The organism is Pseudomonas sp. Irchel s3h14, from assembly GCF_900187425.1.
GTDB lineage: Bacteria > Pseudomonadota > Gammaproteobacteria > Pseudomonadales > Pseudomonadaceae > Aquipseudomonas.
Genome location: NZ_FYDJ01000006.1, coordinates 279303 through 296380, shown reverse-complemented (window position 1 = coordinate 296380; position 17078 = coordinate 279303). Strand labels below are relative to the sequence as shown.

The 17078-nt window shown below is 56.2% G+C and carries 15 protein-coding genes; 13 read left to right on the top strand and 2 right to left on the bottom strand.

Annotation, left to right across the window (positions count from 1 at the left end):
* Positions 1 to 23 precede the first annotated feature (23 nt).
* From CKW16_RS14945 to CKW16_RS14910, 8 genes are all read left to right on the top strand, one after another.
* Complete coding sequence (locus CKW16_RS14945; RefSeq protein ID WP_095129038.1) at positions 24 to 494, top strand: arsenate reductase ArsC; 471 nt, start codon at positions 24 to 26, stop codon at positions 492 to 494.
* A gap of 11 nt (positions 495 to 505) precedes the next feature.
* Positions 506 to 1198 carry an arsenical resistance protein ArsH gene (gene arsH / locus CKW16_RS14940; protein ID WP_095129037.1) on the top strand — a complete coding sequence of 231 codons (693 nt, stop codon included), beginning with the start codon at positions 506 to 508 and terminating at the stop codon, positions 1196 to 1198.
* A 156-nt stretch (positions 1199 to 1354) separates the two neighbouring features.
* A complete protein-coding gene (napE, locus tag CKW16_RS14935; protein ID WP_033059995.1) occupies positions 1355 to 1522 on the top strand; it encodes a periplasmic nitrate reductase, NapE protein in 168 nt (55 codons plus the stop codon).
* Between the two features lie 37 nt (positions 1523 to 1559).
* Complete coding sequence (locus CKW16_RS14930) at positions 1560 to 1820, top strand: chaperone NapD (RefSeq protein ID WP_033059994.1); 261 nt, start codon at positions 1560 to 1562, stop codon at positions 1818 to 1820.
* Positions 1817 to 4321 carry a nitrate reductase catalytic subunit NapA gene (gene napA, locus CKW16_RS14925; RefSeq protein ID WP_095129036.1) on the top strand — a complete coding sequence of 835 codons (2505 nt, stop codon included), beginning with the start codon at positions 1817 to 1819 and terminating at the stop codon, positions 4319 to 4321. Before CKW16_RS14930 ends, napA begins: the two co-directional genes overlap by 4 nt.
* Positions 4322 to 4332: 11 nt before the next feature.
* Positions 4333 to 4818: a nitrate reductase cytochrome c-type subunit gene (locus CKW16_RS14920; RefSeq protein ID WP_095129035.1), complete on the top strand. Its 486-nt coding sequence runs from the start codon at positions 4333 to 4335 to the stop codon at positions 4816 to 4818.
* Positions 4819 to 4827: 9 nt separating this feature from the next.
* Positions 4828 to 5424 carry a cytochrome c3 family protein gene (locus CKW16_RS14915; protein WP_033059988.1) on the top strand — a complete coding sequence of 199 codons (597 nt, stop codon included), beginning with the start codon at positions 4828 to 4830 and terminating at the stop codon, positions 5422 to 5424.
* Between the two features lie 64 nt (positions 5425 to 5488).
* On the top strand, positions 5489 to 6163 hold the full coding sequence (locus CKW16_RS14910) for a bifunctional 2-polyprenyl-6-hydroxyphenol methylase/3-demethylubiquinol 3-O-methyltransferase UbiG (protein ID WP_095129034.1): 675 nt from the start codon (positions 5489 to 5491) through the stop codon (positions 6161 to 6163).
* Between the two features lie 4 nt (positions 6164 to 6167).
* On the opposite strand, the gene CKW16_RS14905 is transcribed toward CKW16_RS14910, so the two are convergent.
* Positions 6168 to 6740: a DUF4157 domain-containing protein gene (locus CKW16_RS14905; RefSeq protein ID WP_095129033.1), complete on the bottom strand. Its 573-nt coding sequence runs from the start codon at positions 6738 to 6740 to the stop codon at positions 6168 to 6170.
* Positions 6741 to 6836: 96 nt separating this feature from the next.
* Entirely contained in the window at positions 6837 to 7166 is a 330-nt protein-coding gene (locus CKW16_RS14900) for a DHCW motif cupin fold protein (protein WP_056744797.1), read from the bottom strand.
* 391 nt (positions 7167 to 7557) lie between these two features.
* On the opposite strand from CKW16_RS14900, the gene CKW16_RS14895 reads away from it, so the two are divergent.
* The 5 genes from CKW16_RS14895 to CKW16_RS14875 all read left to right on the top strand — a co-directional run bounded on the left by CKW16_RS14895 (position 7558) and on the right by CKW16_RS14875 (position 16954).
* Entirely contained in the window at positions 7558 to 9012 is a 1455-nt protein-coding gene (locus CKW16_RS14895) for a TrkH family potassium uptake protein (RefSeq protein ID WP_095129032.1), read from the top strand.
* 336 nt (positions 9013 to 9348) lie between these two features.
* Complete coding sequence (locus CKW16_RS14890; protein WP_095129031.1) at positions 9349 to 9585, top strand: hypothetical protein; 237 nt, start codon at positions 9349 to 9351, stop codon at positions 9583 to 9585.
* 92 nt (positions 9586 to 9677) lie between these two features.
* Positions 9678 to 11414: an EAL domain-containing protein gene (locus tag CKW16_RS14885; RefSeq protein WP_095129030.1), complete on the top strand. Its 1737-nt coding sequence runs from the start codon at positions 9678 to 9680 to the stop codon at positions 11412 to 11414.
* Between the two features lie 42 nt (positions 11415 to 11456).
* On the top strand, positions 11457 to 16007 hold the full coding sequence (locus CKW16_RS14880; protein WP_095129029.1) for a PAS domain S-box protein: 4551 nt from the start codon (positions 11457 to 11459) through the stop codon (positions 16005 to 16007).
* Complete coding sequence (locus CKW16_RS14875) at positions 16007 to 16954, top strand: diguanylate cyclase (RefSeq protein ID WP_095129028.1); 948 nt, start codon at positions 16007 to 16009, stop codon at positions 16952 to 16954. The genes CKW16_RS14880 and CKW16_RS14875 overlap by 1 nt, the downstream gene beginning before the upstream one ends.
* The last annotated feature ends 124 nt before the right edge of the window (positions 16955 to 17078 follow it).

Here is a 17078-nt window from a genome sequence, read left to right as displayed (position 1 = left end):
CCCGTCTGGAAAGAGGAGTCGCCATGCGCGTTCTGTTCATGTGTACCGCCAATAGCTGTCGCAGCATTCTGTCCGAAGCGATGTTCAATCATCTCGCACCGCAAGGCTTCCAGGCGATCAGCGCCGGCAGCTTCCCCAAAGGACAGGTTCTGCCGCGCAGCCTGACCACGTTGCAAGAGGCCGGGATTGCGATCGACGGGTTAAGCAGCAAAGGCAACGACGCCTTCGAGGCCAACCCGCCGGACATTGTCATCACCGTCTGCGACAAGGCCGCCGGTGAGGCGTGCCCGGTCTACTTCGGACCGGCCCTCAAGGCCCACTGGGGGCTGGAAGATCCATCAGAGGTGAAGGGTGATGAGACGGTCGCCGCCGCTGCATTCCACTCGACGCTTGCGCGCATCGAAACACGCTGCCGGGCGTTCCTCGCCCTGCCCTTCGCCCAACTTGATCGCGATGCTCTGAAGCGCGAACTCGACCGCATCAGCACGCTGTAACGGGAGCCCCCATGACCAACCCACTGCCTAATCTCGACGCGTCATTGATTCAGCCCATTGCCAGTGACGACGGCCAACACAAGCCACGAATCCTGCTGCTGTACGGGTCGACCCGAGCACGGTCGTTCAGCCGTCTGCTGGTCGAAGAAGCAGCCCGTCTGCTCGAACACTTCGGTGCAGAGACGCGGATCTTCAATCCATCGGGACTACCGCTACCGGATGACGCACCCGGCGATCACCCGAAAGTTCAGGAGTTGCTTGAGCTGATGCAATGGTCTGAAGGACAGGTCTGGTGCTCACCCGAGCGCCACGGCTCCATGTCTGCCGTATTCAAGGCGCAGATTGACTGGGTGCCGCTGGCCCTGGGCGCCGTTCGCCCGACCCAAGGGAAAACGCTCGCCGTCATGCAGGTCAGTGGCGGTTCCCAATCCTTTAACGTGGTGAATCAGCTTCGCGTGCTGGGGCGCTGGATGCGGATGTTCACGATCCCTAATCAATCGTCCGTGCCGAAGGCTTATCTGGAGTTTGACGAAGGCAACCGCATGAAACCGTCCTCGCTCTATGACCGGGTGGTCGACGTCATGGAAGAACTGGTGAAGTTCACGTTGCTGCTGCGCGAGCGCCCGGATCTGGTTGACCGCTACTCCGAACGCAAAGAGTCAGCGGAAGAACTGACCCAGCGTGTGAATCAACGGTCGATTTGAAAGTTTGGTAACTAAACGAAGTAATGATTGAAATCGTTATAACCCGTTGCGACACCGGAGCACGGGTTAACAACCGTCGGTCTGTAAAACCCCCGCCAGAAAACCTGCGAAAACTTCGTGATCTAGTCTGACTGCACGTTCGGCAGGAGATTACTCATGTCATTGGCTGAAGAACGAAAACCTCAGCGCCGCAAGGAAACCCGGCTGTTTCTCTTTCTTGTCGTCTGCCTCTTTCCGCTGCTGTCGGTCGCTATCGTCGGCGGTTACGGTTTTATCGTCTGGTTTTTCCAGATGCTGTACGGCCCACCGGGACCACCCAACTAACTAATAGCCTTTTCTGAAAGCCTATTGGAGCCAGCGCATGGACGAAGCTTTGCATATTGCCAGTCTTGTCGTACTTGCCCGACCTGAGTTGTTCGATGCCGTTAAAGCCAACTTGCGTCTGTTGGACGGCTTGGAACTGCATCAGGAAAGTGCGGCGGGAAAACTGGTGGTGGTCCTTGAGGCCGTACACGAAAGCCAGATCCTTCAACGCATCGAACAGATCAACAACTTGCCCGGCGTACTTAACGCGGCGTTGATCTATCACGAACTCCTCGAACCCGAAGGAGATATCGAATGAGCATGTCGCGCCGAGCGTTCGTCAAGGCCCAGGCCGCCGCCATTGCAGCCGCCGCTGCTGGCCTGCCGATTATTACCGACGCCAGTAATCTGGTGACCGAAGCGGACATGGTCACCCTGGACTGGAACAAGGCGCCCTGCCGTTTCTGCGGCACCGGGTGCAGCGTGATGGTCGCGACCAAGGACAACCGGGTGGTCGCCACCCACGGCGACGTCAAGGCCGAGGTCAACCGGGGACTGAACTGCGTGAAGGGCTATTTCCTTTCGAAGATCATGTACGGCGTTGATCGCCTGACCCAACCGCTTTTGCGCATGACGAATGGCCAGTACGACAAGCAAGGCGAATTCCAGCCGATCAGTTGGGAGAAGGCCTTCGACATCATGGAGCTGAAATTCAAGGAGGCCTTGAAGAGCAAAGGTCCCGGGTCGGTCGGCATGTTCGGCTCCGGGCAATGGACCGTGTGGGAAGGCTATGCCGCCAACAAGCTGATGAAGGCAGGCTTTCGCAGCAATAACATCGACCCCAACGCCCGCCATTGCATGGCCTCGGCGGTGATGGGTTTTATGCGCACCTTTGGCATGGATGAGCCGATGGGGTGCTACGACGACATCGAAGCCACCGACGCTTTCGTGCTCTGGGGCTCGAACATGGCGGAGATGCACCCGGTGCTCTGGAGCCGGGTCACCGACCGCCGCCTGAGCCAGCCTCACGTGAAAGTGGCCGTACTGTCGACCTTCGAACATCGCAGTTTCGAGCTCGCCGACATCCCCATGGTGTTCAAGCCGCAAACCGACCTGATGATCCTTAACTACATTGCCAACCACATCATTGAAAGCGGCGCGGTGAACCAGGATTTCATTACTAAACACACCCGATTTGCCAAAGGTGCCGACGACATCGGATACGGCCTGCGCCCTGACGATCCTCGGGAAATGAAGGCAAAAAATGCCGGCAAGGCCAACACCTGGACCGACATTTCCTTCGAACAATACGCAGCGTTCGTCAAACCTTACACGCTGGAACAAACTGCCAAGGAGACAGGCGTTCCGACTGAAAGGCTCAAGGCTTTGGCCGAGTTGTATGCCGACCCCAAGCGCAAGGTCGTGTCGTTCTGGACCATGGGTTTCAACCAGCACACTCGCGGTGTCTGGGCCAACAACCTGATCTACAACATCCATTTGCTCACCGGCAAAATCAGCGAGCCGGGCAACAGCCCCTTCTCGTTGACCGGTCAGCCGTCGGCCTGTGGTACGGCGCGCGAAGTGGGGACCTTCTCCCACCGCTTGCCCGCCGATCTGGTCGTCACCAACCCCAAGCATCGTGCCATCGCCGAAAAAATCTGGAAGCTGCCTGCCGGCACCATTCAGGAGAAGCCTGGTTTTCACGCGGTGGAACAGAGCCGCATGCTCAAGGACGGCGTACTCAACGTTTACTGGACCCAGGCCAGCAACAACATGCACGCCGGGCCGAACATCATGCAGGAAGTCCTGCCGGGCTGGCGCAACCCGGAAAACTTCGTGATTGTCTCCGATGTCTACCCCACCGTTTCCGCGCAAGCCGCCGATCTGATCCTGCCCAGCGCCATGTGGGTGGAAAAGGAAGGCGCCTTTGGCAACGCTGAACGACGTACGCAATTCTGGCATCAGTTGGTGACCGCGCCGGGGGACGCCAAGTCGGACCTGTGGCAGTTGCTGGAGTTTTCCAAGCGCTTCACCACCGATGAAACCTGGCCCGCCGAGTTACTGGCCAAGTCTCCTGAGCACAAGGGCAAAACCCTGTTTGAAGTGCTTTACAAGAACGGCCAGGTTGACCAGTTCCCGGTCGAGCAAATGGAAGCCGGATACAAAAATGATGAAGCCAAAGCGTTTGGCTTCTACCTGCAAAAAGGTTTGTTCGAGGAGTACGCCCAGTTCGGTCGCGGCCACGGGCATGACCTTGCCACGTTCGACCGCTACCACAGCGAACGAGGACTGCGCTGGCCGGTGGTGGACGGCAAGGAAACCCGCTGGCGTTACCGCGAGGGGCTCGACCCCTACGTGGAAAAAGGCAGCGAGGTGCAGTTCTACGGTTACCCGGACAAGAAGGCGATCATCTTCGCCCTCCCCTACGAACCGCCAGCCGAAGCCCCGGATGCCGATTACCCGTTCTGGCTGAGCACCGGACGCGTCCTCGAACACTGGCACACCGGCACCATGACCCAACGCGTCGAGGAACTGTACAAAGCGGTGCCGGACGCGTTGGTCTACATGCACCCCGAAGATGCAAAGGCCTTGAAGGCGCGGCGTGGCAGTGAGGTGAAGTTGATCAGCCGACGCGGTGAAATCCGTGCACGCATCGAGACCCGCGGGCGTAACAAACCGCCTCAAGGACTGGTGTTCGTGCCGTTTTTCGATGCCAACAAGCTGATCAACAAAGTCACGCTCGATGCCACCGACCCGATCTCCAAGCAGACCGACTACAAAAAATGCGCGATACGAATCGAGTTGATCAGCGTGGCCTGAGGAGAACCGTCATGCCTTTGCGAATCCTGCCGTTGCTCCTGCTCGCTGCGATTGGCGTGGTGATGGCTGCAGAAGTCAATTACCCCCTCGATGCACCGGGGCCAGATGGGCGCCGGCCCGGTGGTACCTTGACCCAGAACATGCCGGCCCCGCCCATTGCCAATGAAGAAAACAAGGACCTGAAGCGCGAACGCAATTACCCGGACCAGCCTCCCACCATCCCCCATACCATTCGCGGTTATCAGATCGACCAAAACGGCAACAAGTGCCTGTCCTGTCACAGCCGTGCCAACAGCGCGCGGACCCAGGCAACGATGATCAGCATCACCCACTACATGGACCGCGACGGCCAGGCGCTGGCGGCGGTGTCACCGCGCCGGTACTTCTGTAACCAATGCCACGTGCCGCAAACAGAAGTGCAACCCCTGGTGGGCAACAGTTTCGAGACGATCGACAAGATATTGCAAGACGACGCCAACGCCGCGCAGAAACCCTGAGGAGGCAAGATGAAAGCACTGTTCGCCCTGCTTAAGGATTACTGGGGCATTCTGCGTCGTCCGAGCCTCTACTACAGCCTGGGCTTTCTGACACTGGGGGGCTTTATCGCCGGGATCATTTTCTGGGGTGGCTTCAACACCGCGCTGGAGCTGAGCAATACCGAAAAATTCTGCATCTCCTGTCATGAGATGCGGGACAACGTTTTCGTCGAGCTCAAGGACACGATCCACTACACCAACCGATCCGGCGTGCGCGCCAGTTGCCCGGACTGCCACGTGCCCCACGAATGGACCCACAAGATCGCGCGTAAGATGCAGGCTTCAAAAGAGGTGTGGGGCAAGATTTTCGGCACCATCGATACGCGCGACAAATTCCTCACTCTGCGTCGCGAATTGGCCGAACATGAGTGGGCAAGGCTCAAGGCCAACGACTCTCGCGAATGCCGTAATTGCCACAACTTCGAGTTCATGGATTTTACCCGCCAGAGCAAGCGCGCTTCTGCCATGCACTCAACTTCTCTGGCCAACGGTGAGGCCACCTGTATCGACTGCCACAAGGGCATCGCTCACAAACTGCCCGATATGAGCGGAGTGAAAGGCTGGTAAGGATTTTTCGATCCACCCGCACTTGTCCTATCCTTTTATCCAACCAACAACGCCGGTCACCGACATGCCCGCCCCTGAATCCACCCTCCTCGACAGCTGGCACCACAACGCCCAATCCTGGATCGAAGCCATCCGCACCGGCGCCATCGAAAGTCGCCTCAAGGTCACCGACCAGGCAATCCTGCTGGCGGTGCTGGGTCGCCAGCCCGAGCGCGTGCTCGACCTGGGCTGCGGCGAGGGCTGGCTGTTGCGCACGTTGGGTGAACGGGGCATCAAGGCGGTCGGTGTGGATGGTGATGCGACGCTGGTTGAGGCGGCGCGGGCGGCGGGCTCTTCGCCGGTGCATCTGGCGAGCTATGAAGCGTTGGTGGAGGCAAAGGTGGACATCGGCCGCGACTACGACTTGATCTGCGCCAACTTCGCCCTGCTGCACCAGGACATCATTCCGCTGCTCGCCGCCATGAACGCCCTGCTCGTCCCTGGCGGCGCGCTGGTGATCCAGACGCTGCATCCGTGGACCGCGGCGGCGGGCGACTATCAGGATGGTTGGCGGGAAGAGACCTTCACTGGATTCAAGGGGCAATGGCAACCCATGCCGTGGTATTTCCGCTCCTTGTCCAGTTGGCTCAATGCGCTGGACATGACCGGTTTTCAGCTGGCCGTCCTGCAGGAACCGCAGCACCCGCAAAGTCCTGTGCCGCAGTCGTTGCTGTTGGTGGCCGAGCAGCGGGGGTCGTGACTCTTCAGTAAGTCCCTTCCCGCACCAACCGCCTGACCTCAGCCTGTATGGCATAAGCCGGCGCCTCCACGGCATTGAAATCCTGTGTATACCGCTGGGCAAATCCTTCTACCCCCCATTCCTGATATTGCTGCACATGCTTTAATTCGTGAGCCCAGAGCGCGATGTCCTGTTCTGCGGTTTGAGCGTCCCGAAAGAGGATGATGTCGATCAGCGTTACGGCACCGACATCGGGGTTTTGCAGCATGGCAGTGGCCGCGTTGAATTGGCCGTTGTCGCTCACTTTGTAGCGCGCACTATCGAGAACGCCGGGGTCGTACCAGCGCAGCAGTTGTTCCCGGATATGCGGTGGAATGGGTTGGATGCCGGCGATGGCTGCGTCAGCGCGGGCTTGGGTCAGCCACAGCGCCAGGGCAGGTCCCGCGACCTGGTAGATGCCATCAGGCACTGGCAGGCAGATGCAGCCGTCAAGGCACACTTGTGTCTCGCCAGCTGGGCAGACGCTGGTCTGGGCTGGCACGTCAAGCGTCAGGCAAAGAACAAACAGCGCCACCAGGCGCGTGGTGATGGGCGGCATTGGACGCTCCAGGGACGGACGCAGCGCGAACAGTGGGTCACCATTGATCGACGATCCGCATGGCTTTAGCGTAGTCCCGAACCAAGCACCCCAGCGTTAATCCACGACGAACAACTTGGCACCGGTGGTGCTGAAAGATCGATGCCCCTCAGCGTTGCTGCCCACCTGATAGCTCATCCCGGCGGTGAGCGTGAACTGACGACCATCCTCCAGCTCCGTGTGCAACTCACCTTCCAGACACAGCAGGATATGACCTCTCCAGCACCAGTGATCGGCCAGATACCCGGGACTGTACTCAACCATCCGCACACGCGTTGAACCAAACTGGCAGGTTCGCCAATAGGCGGTACCCGTCTGTCCAGCATACTGAACAGGTTCGACAGTCGACCAATCGGTCGTACCAAAGGGAACAGCCGTTAGATCCATCGTTGCCTCATCAATGAAGGAGTGTCAGTGGACCGTAACCATCCACTACTACTTTCGATAGACACAGATGCCCCGTATTTATGAGATACAGGCGACCCACTCAAGCATGATAGTCAGAGGCAGCTTTCGGCCGAGGCGGTGTAAAAACATTTTTCAGCGCGACAGGTACTCAAAACCGGGCTGGAAATCGCGCGTCTACGCAAAATCCACATCTGCTGATGTGCCGATAAATTTCAGATTTAACGTAGACGCGCACACTGCAATTTTGGCGAAACGTTTTTACACCCCGATCAGATTGACTCAGCTCCACCGGGGAATTTTACGCAAACTTTACGGGTAGCCATGTTGAGTCAATTGATACTGTGCGGTGCTCATCAGCCAGGCGTTTTTTATGTCCATTGCAGTGCTGCGGCTTATCGGATTTATCCTGGGTATTTTTTTGATCACGTTGGCCGTGAGCATGGTGATTCCCATGTTTACACTGGTGGTTTATGACCGCAGTGATGATCTGTCGGCGTTTCTCTGGTCGAGCCTGATCACGTTCGTCTGTGGGCTGGCGCTGATTATTCGCGGGCGTCCAGAGGTTGCCCAACTTCGTCCACGAGATATGTACCTGTTGACCACGGCCAGTTGGGTTGTCGTCTGCGCCTTTGCGGCTTTGCCGATGGTGCTCATCCATCACATCAGCTATACCGATGCATTTTTTGAAACGATGTCCGGCATCACCACCACCGGCTCGACGATTTTGACGGGGCTGGATAACGCGTCACCAGGATTACTGATTTGGCGCTCGATGCTGCACTGGCTCGGGGGAATTGGTTTTATCGGCATGGCTGTGGCGATTTTGCCTTTGTTGCGAGTCGGCGGCATGCGTTTGTTTCAGACAGAATCTTCAGACTGGTCAGAGAAAGTGACACCACGCTCTCACGTCGCGGCGAAATATATTCTGGTGCTTTACCTCGGGCTGACCGGGGTGTCCGCTCTGGCGCTATGGGTAGCGGGCATGACGCCTTTCGAAGCGATCAATCATGCGATGTCATTTATTTCAACGGGCGGCTTTTCAACCTCGGATGCCTCCCTGGCGCACTGGCCTCAACCGGCTATTCATTGGGTATCCGTGGTCGTCATGATACTCGGCAGCCTGCCTTTCACCTTGTATGTCGCCACACTACGGGGCAACAGACGTGCATTATTAAAAGACCATCAGGTGCGAGGGTTCATTGGGTTTCTGGTGATTACCTGGCTGCTATTTGGTACGTGGTTGTGCTTTAACAGTGATTACAGCTGGTGGGAAGCGTTTCGTATCGTGGCTGTCAATGTAACCTCGGTGGTCACGACCACGGGTTTAGCCCTCGGGGATTACACCTTATGGGGCAGCTTTTCTGTTTTGCTGTTTTTCTATTTGACCTTCGTCGGCGGCTGCTCTGGGTCTACGGCGGGAGGGCTTAAAATATTCCGCTTTCAGGTCGCCTCCTCATTGCTGATGGGCAGCCTCAATCAACTGATTCATCCTCGTGCGGTGATTCGAAAAAAATACAACGGCCATCCCATCGACGAAGACATCGCGCGCTCGCTCTTGACCTTTTCATTCTTTTTCACCATCACCATCGGTGGCATTGCCCTGGGGTTGGCGCTGATCGGTCTTGATTGGACGACGGCCTTAAGCGGTGCAGCCACCGCAGTATGCAACGTGGGTCCCGGACTGGGGACGATCATTGGTCCAGCAGGCAACTTCTCGACCTTGCCGGATGCGGCAAAATGGCTGCTGACGGTCGGCATGCTCTTGGGAAGGCTGGAAATTTTGACCGTGCTGGTGCTGCTCACACCAGTCTTTTGGAGGTACTAATTGGGTTGGTAGGAGCGCGTTTTTTATACCCGCCCGCCGTGGGCGGAAAGCTGACATCCCGGCGCACCTTAATTTGGCGACCTGTCCACACGAGTCAGTACCATTTGCATGACAAGGAAATAGCGATTTCAAACCTTGCGCAGACCCTGGCATCGCAAACGCCAACGCAAGCGTCGATATCTGGATGATGCTGAGGGCCTGGCTGAACAGGTTGTTTTCCTGGCTGGACAATGCAAGCTGGATCCGACGCCACTACAGAGTGCTGCGTTGCTGCACTGAATAGGTGAGCTTTGTGTGCTTTACTAAATCCAGAAGTGGGAGGGCCAGGGGCATAAGGTGGATGAAGAAGTGCTCACCCATGCCCTGCGTGATTTCGCTGGCCCCTTTGCCATCAAGTTGAAAACCTCCTGGGGACTCCCTCAAGCACTGCGTGAGTTGATAGGCGCGATCTATGCGTTGCCTTCCATGCAGGTGCGCCGCGAGCAAGTGGTCATGCGCCTTGGGGCCGCCATGAAAAATGGCGAGCCTCAAGCGGACCTCGAAAGACTTCAACGATTGGCGGGCCTGGCCTGAGCGCATTCGGGAACGCAGACAGGGCATCCCACCGCAGAAAAGCTCTAGGATTGCTTGTTACTAAATGCAAGGGATTTGCGAGGAGCAATGGAATGCGCGACAAGACGTTTAGCCTCAAACCAGTCCTCCTGATAGTCGATGACCAAGTCACTGACCTAAAAATTCTGGGCACCGCAGTGCGAGATTTAGCCGAAGTCTATGTCGCCAAAAGTGGTCAGGAGGCGCTAGAGATTGCTCGTCAATGCAGGCCCGATGTAGTTTTGCTCGACATAGAAATGCCAGGAATGAACGGCTTCGAGGTCTGCCGGGCGCTGAAATCCGATCCGGAGCTTTTGGACGCAGCGGTCATTTTTGTAAGCTCTCATACGCATACAGACAATGAGCTTCGCGCTCTTGAGTGCGGCGGAGTGGACTTCATTCAAAAGCCGCTGAATATTCCAGTTGCCAGAGCCCATATCAAGGCTCATATCGCCTTGCGAAATGAGGCCAAGAGGCTCGCCAATCACGATGCATTAACTGGACTACCCAATCGAATACTGTTGCAGGATCGTACCGAGCAGGCTTTACAAAAGGCCCGTCGCAACCATAGCCGTGTGGCGATGCTACTGCTTGATCTGGACAACTTCAAAGTGATCAACGATTCGATGGGCCACTCTGTCGGCGACTTGGTGTTGCAAGAGGTTGCATTGCGATTATCGCGATCTTTGCGCGTAGTGGATACCGTCAGCAGGCAAGGAGGAGACGAGTTCATCCTCCTCCTGCCAGAGGTGATAGGTTTCGACGCAGTGGGCGACTTCGCTGAAAGGGTACTCGCAACAATCTCCAGTCCATTTTCAATCCAGGCGAACCGATACGACCTTTCCGCAAGCATCGGCATTAGTGTGTTCCCTGAGGATAGCGACGATCTGGAGTCACTTTACCGGCATGCCGACTCGGCCATGTACCAGGCGAAACTTTCAGGTCGCAATCGCTATTGTTTTTTTTCTCTGCATATCGAGAGCAGCATGCGTGCCAGGCACCTGCTTGAGCGCCATATGCGCTCTGCTTTGGAAGATGGCGTTTTTGAGGTTTTTTACCAGGCGAAGGTCGATGCCCGGCAGAACCAGATTATTGGGATGGAGGCGCTCATCCGGTGGCGCAATCATGACGGTATTTTGGTTTCGCCTGCCGATTTCATTCCACTGGCGGAAGAAACAGGGCTGATCATCCCCATTGGCAAGTACGTTCTGCTCCAGGCCTGCCAGGACGCGAAAGCGCTTCGTGAACTGGGCCATGACATTTCCATTAGCGTGAACATCTCCGTCGTGCAATTTCGCGAGGAGTCCTTCCTGGACATGGTGAAAGGCATCCTGGTCGAATCTGGACTAGAAGCAGAATTCCTGGAGTTGGAGATTACCGAAGGGGTGCTGGCAAGAGACATTGATAACGCCCGCGAAACCCTCTTTCATCTCAAGGTGTTAGGGGTCCGCATTTCGATCGACGATTTCGGCACAGGTTATTCGAGCCTGGCTTACCTCAAGCGTTTCCCAATTGATGTTCTGAAAATAGATCAGAGCTTTGTACGAGATATGCTCACCGACAAAAGCGATTCGGCGATCATTGAGGCGATCATAAAGTTAGGCCAGGCGCTAAACCTTGAATTGGTGGCCGAAGGTGTAGAAACCCAGGAGCAGGCGGATGCGCTTCTGGGGCAAGGCTGCCAGATCATGCAAGGTTATCTTTATTGCCGTCCTGTTCCTTTTGCTCAAATATGCTCATTTTTATCCTCGGGGCTGAAGGTTAATGTTATGCATGCGGATAAGTTGCAGACGGTCCCCCAACAGGGTTAGAGCTTTTATAGTGAAGGCTTGAAGGCCTTCTGTAATGGGGCAATGCGGGTGAGAAAACAAAGGTTTTTTGCATTGAGCTGGGGAGCAGCGATCACTCTGGTGGTGGGGGTAGGGGCAAGCATTCTAGGCGCCTGGATCCTTGAACGCATCAACGAGCAGCAGGCACAAGAAAGGGTCGCAGCGGCTACCGAGGAAGCCGCAGAGTTGGTTTTAACTCGCCTCAATCTTTACCAATACGGATTGCGAGGCGCTCGTGGAGCGGTGCTGACAGCGGGTGAACATGGCATCAGTCGCGAAGTTTTTGACCAATATCACCAAACGCGCGACCTTGCTGCCGAGTTCCCCGGCGCAAGTGCCTTGGGCTTTATCAGGCGTGTACCGGAGCAGGATGAAAGCGAGTTTCTCAAGCACGCTCGGGCCGATGGCAAAGCTGATTTCTCCATTCGTCAATTCTCACCCCATTCAGGCGAGCGTTACGTTGTCCAGTATGTCGAACCGGTTGAGGGTAACCAGCCTGCAATTGGCTTGGACATAGCTTCGGAAACATCGCGGCGGGAGGCTGCCCAATCCTCGATGCAGAGCGGTGTGGCACGGATAACCGGGCCCATCACTTTGATACAGGACACAGCGAAACCGCAGCAGTCTTTCCTGGTTTTGATGCCCATCTTTCGCGGCGGAGAGACTCCGCCGACCGCTGTTGAACGCGACACAGCAGCGTTTGGCTGGATCTATGTCGTGTTGCAGACAGAGCAGGTACTCAGAGGTCTGCGCATAGAAAATGAGACGGTGCATCTGCGATTAAGGGATATCACTGTCCCTGGGCAAGAGAAGCTGTTTTATGAAAGCACCGACGACTCGGCCAGCCATGAAACGCTAATGACCCACCAGGTGGAGCGCGAGGTATACGGGAGGCGATGGCAAGTTGAACTCGGCGCGCATCCGTTGTTCATCCAGCGCCTGCATCAGGTTTCACCAACGGTGGTTCTGTTGATGGGTGGTTTGCTCACTCTACTTCTGGCTACTCTGGCGGGTGTTGTGAGTGTCAGCCGTCAACGCCGGCGGCAGATATTCGCCGAGCAGGCAAGGCTGGCCGCCATCGTTGAAAGTTCGGCCGATGGCATTATCGGAAAAACACTCGATGGCATCGTGACCAACTGGAACAAGGGAGCCGAACACCTTTTTGGCTATACCGCCGAGGAGGCTGTGGGCCAGACGCTGGTCAGTCTGGTTGTTCCTGAGGAGTTTGTAGCTGAAGAAACCCATATCCTTGCGCGCATAAGGGCGGGGGAGCGTATCACCGGCTTTGATACCCAACGTCGCTGCAAAGATAGTCGGCTGATCGATGTCTCCGCCAGCATCTCACCCATTTATGGCGAGGGTGGTCGCGTCGTTGGAGCCTCCAAGACATTAAGGGATATCTCGGCGAAAAAAGCAGCAGAGGCCCGAATTCTCGAACTCAATTCCAACCTGGAAGAGCAGGTTGCGCAGCGAACGTCCGAGTTGCGGCATCTCAATCTGTTGTTGGGTACTGTGCTGCGCTCGGCCACTGAGGTCTCGATCATTGCGACAGATCTCGATGGTGTAATCCGTGTGTTCAACAAAGGCGCCGAGCATTTGTTGGGTTATGACGCCGATGAGTTACTGGGAAAAAACACACCAGCGCTGATCCATGTACCCGAAGAAGTCGCTGCTCGTGGCGTAGAACTGAGCGAGGAGTACGCTCAGGCAATCGATGGCTTCCGCGTTTTCACCCATAAACCTGAGCTTGAAGGTGCAGAGACCCGGGAGTGGACTTACATGCGTAAGGACGGCTCGCGGTTCCCTGTTACGCTGGTAGTCACCTCCATGCGCGATGACGATGGGAAATTGAGCGGCTACCTGGGCATCGCTGTAGACATCACCGAACGTAAAGCGGCAGAAAAGGAGCTGGCTGCGAGCCTGGAGACGACGCAGAAACAACGTAGTGAACTGATGGCGGTGCACGACCAGTTAGTGATGGCTGCTGAGGTAGCCGAACTGGGCATTTGGTCCTGGACGTTGGCGGACAATAACTTACAGTGGAATGACCGCATGTTCGAGTTCTACGGTCAGCCACTGACGTTGCGCAATAGTGGTCTGAGTTATAAACACTGGTACGCGCGTATTCACCCCAAGGATGCTGTGGCTACGGCTGCAAAGCTGAATGCCGCCGTCGAGGGGAATGGTGTGTACGACACAGTTTTCCGTGTCGTTCGCCCGGACGGCCAGATCCGCTTCATACAGGCAGGTGCGCAGGTCGAACGCAGTCCCAATGGTACGCCGCTGCGCGTGACGGGTATCAATCGGGACATCACCTCCCAGCGCGAGCTGGAATCACATCTGCTGTACGCCAAGGAACAGGCCGATACCGCAAGTGCGGCCAAATCGTCGTTCCTGGCCAACATGAGCCATGAAATACGAACGCCGATGAACGCCGTGCTGGGCATGTTGCAGTTGGTGCAGAACACTGACCTGAATGGTCGTCAACTCGACTATGTGACCAAAGCACAGACCGCTGCGAAATCACTGCTGGGTTTGCTCAATGACATCCTTGATTACTCCAAGATTGAGGCCGGCAAGCTGCAACTCGATGTGCACCCATTTGAACTCGAATCGCTCATGCGTGACCTCTCCGTTGTGCTGGCCGGCAACCAGGGCCAGAAAGAAGTCGAGGTCATGTTCGACCTGGACTCCAATCTACCCAACGACCTGATAGGCGATAGCCTGCGGCTGCAACAGGTGCTGATCAACCTGGCGGGTAACGCCCTCAAGTTCACCATGGAAGGCCAGATCGTGGTCAGCGTCGAGCAACTGATGCGCACGGAAAACTCTGTGAGCTTGCGCATCGCCGTTTCTGATACCGGTATCGGTATCAGCCCGGAGCAACTTCAGCGTATTTTTGAAGGATTCACTCAGGCCGAGGCTTCAACCACCCGCCGCTTTGGCGGTACCGGTCTGGGCTTGGTGATCTGCAAGCGGTTGGTCAGCTTGATGGGCGGTGAACTTCAGGTGGAGAGCCAGCAGGGTGTGGGAAGTCGCTTCTGGTTCGATATCAACCTGGATGTAGCGCCGAATTCGCTGGTGAGATCTACCTGTCCTGAAGTCGATGTGTCCATTCGGATACTGGTAGTCGACGACAACGCCATGGCGGGTGAATTGCTGTTACGAACCGTTCATGCATTGGGGTGGGAGGCTGACCACGTCAGTGGTGGCACGCAAGCAGTGGAATGGGTGAAAAACGCCCAGGCGAGAGGCGAATCCTACGACGTGGTACTGATGGACTGGCGGATGTCTGATATGGATGGGCTGAGCGCTGCGCAATTGATCCATCAGCAGGGCAACGGCGTACCTCCTCCAATGGTCATTATGATTACCGCTTACGGCCGTGAAGTGCTGGCCGACGCAAACGAGATGGGAGACGCTCCCTTCGTGGGGTTTCTCACCAAGCCTGTCACTCCCAAGCAGTTAGTCGATGCTGTTCAGCGAGCACTCAACGGCAAAGGCCTTCCGCAGTCACTCCCGTCCAAGTCAACTGTTGACAGGCCGCAGCGCCTGGCCGGGCTGCGGCTATTGGTGGTAGAAGACAACATGCTTAATCGGCAGGTTGCCGATGAGTTACTGACAGGAGAAGGCGCTCAAGTGACGTTGGCTGAAGGCGGTCTGGAAGGTGTGAGCAGGGTGATGGCTGAGATGGTGCCCTTCGACGCGGTGTTGATGGATATCCAGATGCCGGATATTGATGGCTTGGAGGCGACCCGTCGCATTCGATCGAATCCACGTTTTGCAGCGCTGCCAATAGTGGCGATGACCGCAAATGCCTCCAATACCGACCGTGAGGCCTGTCTTGCTGCTGGGATGAATGAGCATGTCGGCAAGCCCATAGATCTGGAACAACTCGTCGCAACATTGCTTTTTCAAGCGGGCCGTGAGGATCGCCAAGCATCTCCAGCCCTGGGCCAAGCCAATACAGGAGAAGGCGTCATCGAGCCTCGTGCATCGATCATTAGCCGCTTTGGTGGTGACCTCGATTTGATCCGCAACGTGCTGCGTAACTTTGGCCCCGAGCTAGAAAAACAGCTTGTCCGGTTGCACGATCAGATCCAGCGGCAAGACGGATCGGGGGCAGCCTTCGTGCTTCATACAATTAAAGGCAGCAGCGGGACCATGGGTGCCAAGGCGCTCTCGCTGCTGGCCGGTGACCTGGAGCACACACTAAAACACGGCGATGCAGAGTCTGTAGCGAGCATCTTTGCTGACGCAACATGGTTTGACGAATTGAGCAGGTTACTGCAACAAAGCCTTGGGCAGATGAATGTCGACTTTGGTCAGAGCCCGAGCACACAGGTCTGTGTTGACTCCGAATTGATGGCGCTCGCGCAATGGCGAGAATCCCTTGAGGAAATTTTGCTCTTGCTGGAAGCGGGCAACCTTCAAGCCATAGAGCTGGCAGACGCATTGGCGTCAAAAACGCCGCAATCCCTGCGCCCACAGTTCGACGAACTGGTTGTCATGGTGCAGTCACTAGACTTTTCCGCTGCGATGCCGATTGGTCGTGAACTGTTGAGATCTGCTTGATGGAACAATCGATGGAAACCTGGTTACCACATCCCCATAACCGTCCAAAACTACTCATTGTCGACGACCAACCGATTAATATCCGGGTACTCCATGAGTTGTTTCGTGAGGACTGTGATGTGTTCATGGCCACCAGCGGTGAGCAGGCGATCACGGTGTGCCAGACCCAACTACCCGATCTGATTCTGCTGGACGTGGTCATGGAGGGCATGGACGGGCATGAAGTATGCCGTCGATTCAAGGCTGACCCTGCGACCCAGGACATCCCCATCATATTCATTACCGCACAGCAGCAGGAGTCGGATGAGGTACTAGGTCTGGAACTTGGCGCGGTGGACTTCATCAGCAAGCCCATCAATCCCACCATTGTCAGGGCACGTGTGCGAACACACCTGACCCTGAAACTACAGAACGATCTGCTGCGCTCCATGGCGTTGATGGATGGCCTTACGGGAGTGGCCAATCGACGCAAATTCGATGAGGATATCTCGGCGGATTGGCGCCAGTGCTTTCGAGAGCAAAAGCCGCTGTCGCTCATTATGGTGGATGTCGACTTTTTTAAACGCTACAACGACCGATACGGGCACCAGGCTGGAGATGGCTGCTTGAAATCCGTTGCCCAAGTGTTATTTGAAACGGTTAGACGCCCCTACGACCTGGTCGCTCGGTATGGTGGCGAAGAGTTTGCCTGCGTTCTGCCCAATACAGGTCTTTCTGGAGCGGTCGAAATTGCAGAAAAAATGCAAGAGCGTGTCCGGGCGCTGGGCATTGAACATTCGGCTTCTGATGTAGATCGTGTGGTGACTATTTCTCTGGGCGTCGCAACATTGACGCCCTCTTGCGATCTTGAATTCCAGGCTTTGATAGAGGCTGCGGACAAGCAACTTTATGAAGCGAAGAAAGCTGGTAGGGCTCGGGCATGTTCATCTGCAATGTCGTCCAGTTAAGGGTTTTTCCCTTTGCAGACTGCATTTTCGAATGGATCTCATGGGCAAGCATTGAATCAAGAACTTGCGCCAATCGAGAGCGCCCAGTAACTATCCGCAGTTTCCGAAAGCCCCCTAGGGGCAC

Excerpts from the sequence above, each read along its gene's own strand:
- CKW16_RS14945 (WP_095129038.1), top strand. The coding sequence starts at position 24 with ATGCGCGTTCTGTTCATGTGTACCGCCAATAGCTGTCGCAGCATTCTG.
- arsH (WP_095129037.1), top strand. The coding sequence starts at position 506 with ATGACCAACCCACTGCCTAATCTCGACGCGTCATTGATTCAGCCCATT.
- napE (WP_033059995.1), top strand. The coding sequence starts at position 1,355 with ATGTCATTGGCTGAAGAACGAAAACCTCAGCGCCGCAAGGAAACCCGG.
- CKW16_RS14930 (WP_033059994.1), top strand. The coding sequence starts at position 1,560 with ATGGACGAAGCTTTGCATATTGCCAGTCTTGTCGTACTTGCCCGACCT.
- napA (WP_095129036.1), top strand. The coding sequence starts at position 1,817 with ATGAGCATGTCGCGCCGAGCGTTCGTCAAGGCCCAGGCCGCCGCCATT.
- CKW16_RS14920 (WP_095129035.1), top strand. The coding sequence starts at position 4,333 with ATGCCTTTGCGAATCCTGCCGTTGCTCCTGCTCGCTGCGATTGGCGTG.
- CKW16_RS14915 (WP_033059988.1), top strand. The coding sequence starts at position 4,828 with ATGAAAGCACTGTTCGCCCTGCTTAAGGATTACTGGGGCATTCTGCGT.
- CKW16_RS14910 (WP_095129034.1), top strand. The coding sequence starts at position 5,489 with ATGCCCGCCCCTGAATCCACCCTCCTCGACAGCTGGCACCACAACGCC.
- CKW16_RS14905 (WP_095129033.1), bottom strand. The coding sequence starts at position 6,740 with ATGCCGCCCATCACCACGCGCCTGGTGGCGCTGTTTGTTCTTTGCCTG.
- CKW16_RS14900 (WP_056744797.1), bottom strand. The coding sequence starts at position 7,166 with ATGGATCTAACGGCTGTTCCCTTTGGTACGACCGATTGGTCGACTGTC.
- CKW16_RS14895 (WP_095129032.1), top strand. The coding sequence starts at position 7,558 with ATGTCCATTGCAGTGCTGCGGCTTATCGGATTTATCCTGGGTATTTTT.
- CKW16_RS14885 (WP_095129030.1), top strand. The coding sequence starts at position 9,678 with ATGCGCGACAAGACGTTTAGCCTCAAACCAGTCCTCCTGATAGTCGAT.
- CKW16_RS14880 (WP_095129029.1), top strand. The coding sequence starts at position 11,457 with ATGCGGGTGAGAAAACAAAGGTTTTTTGCATTGAGCTGGGGAGCAGCG.
- CKW16_RS14875 (WP_095129028.1), top strand. The coding sequence starts at position 16,007 with ATGGAACAATCGATGGAAACCTGGTTACCACATCCCCATAACCGTCCA.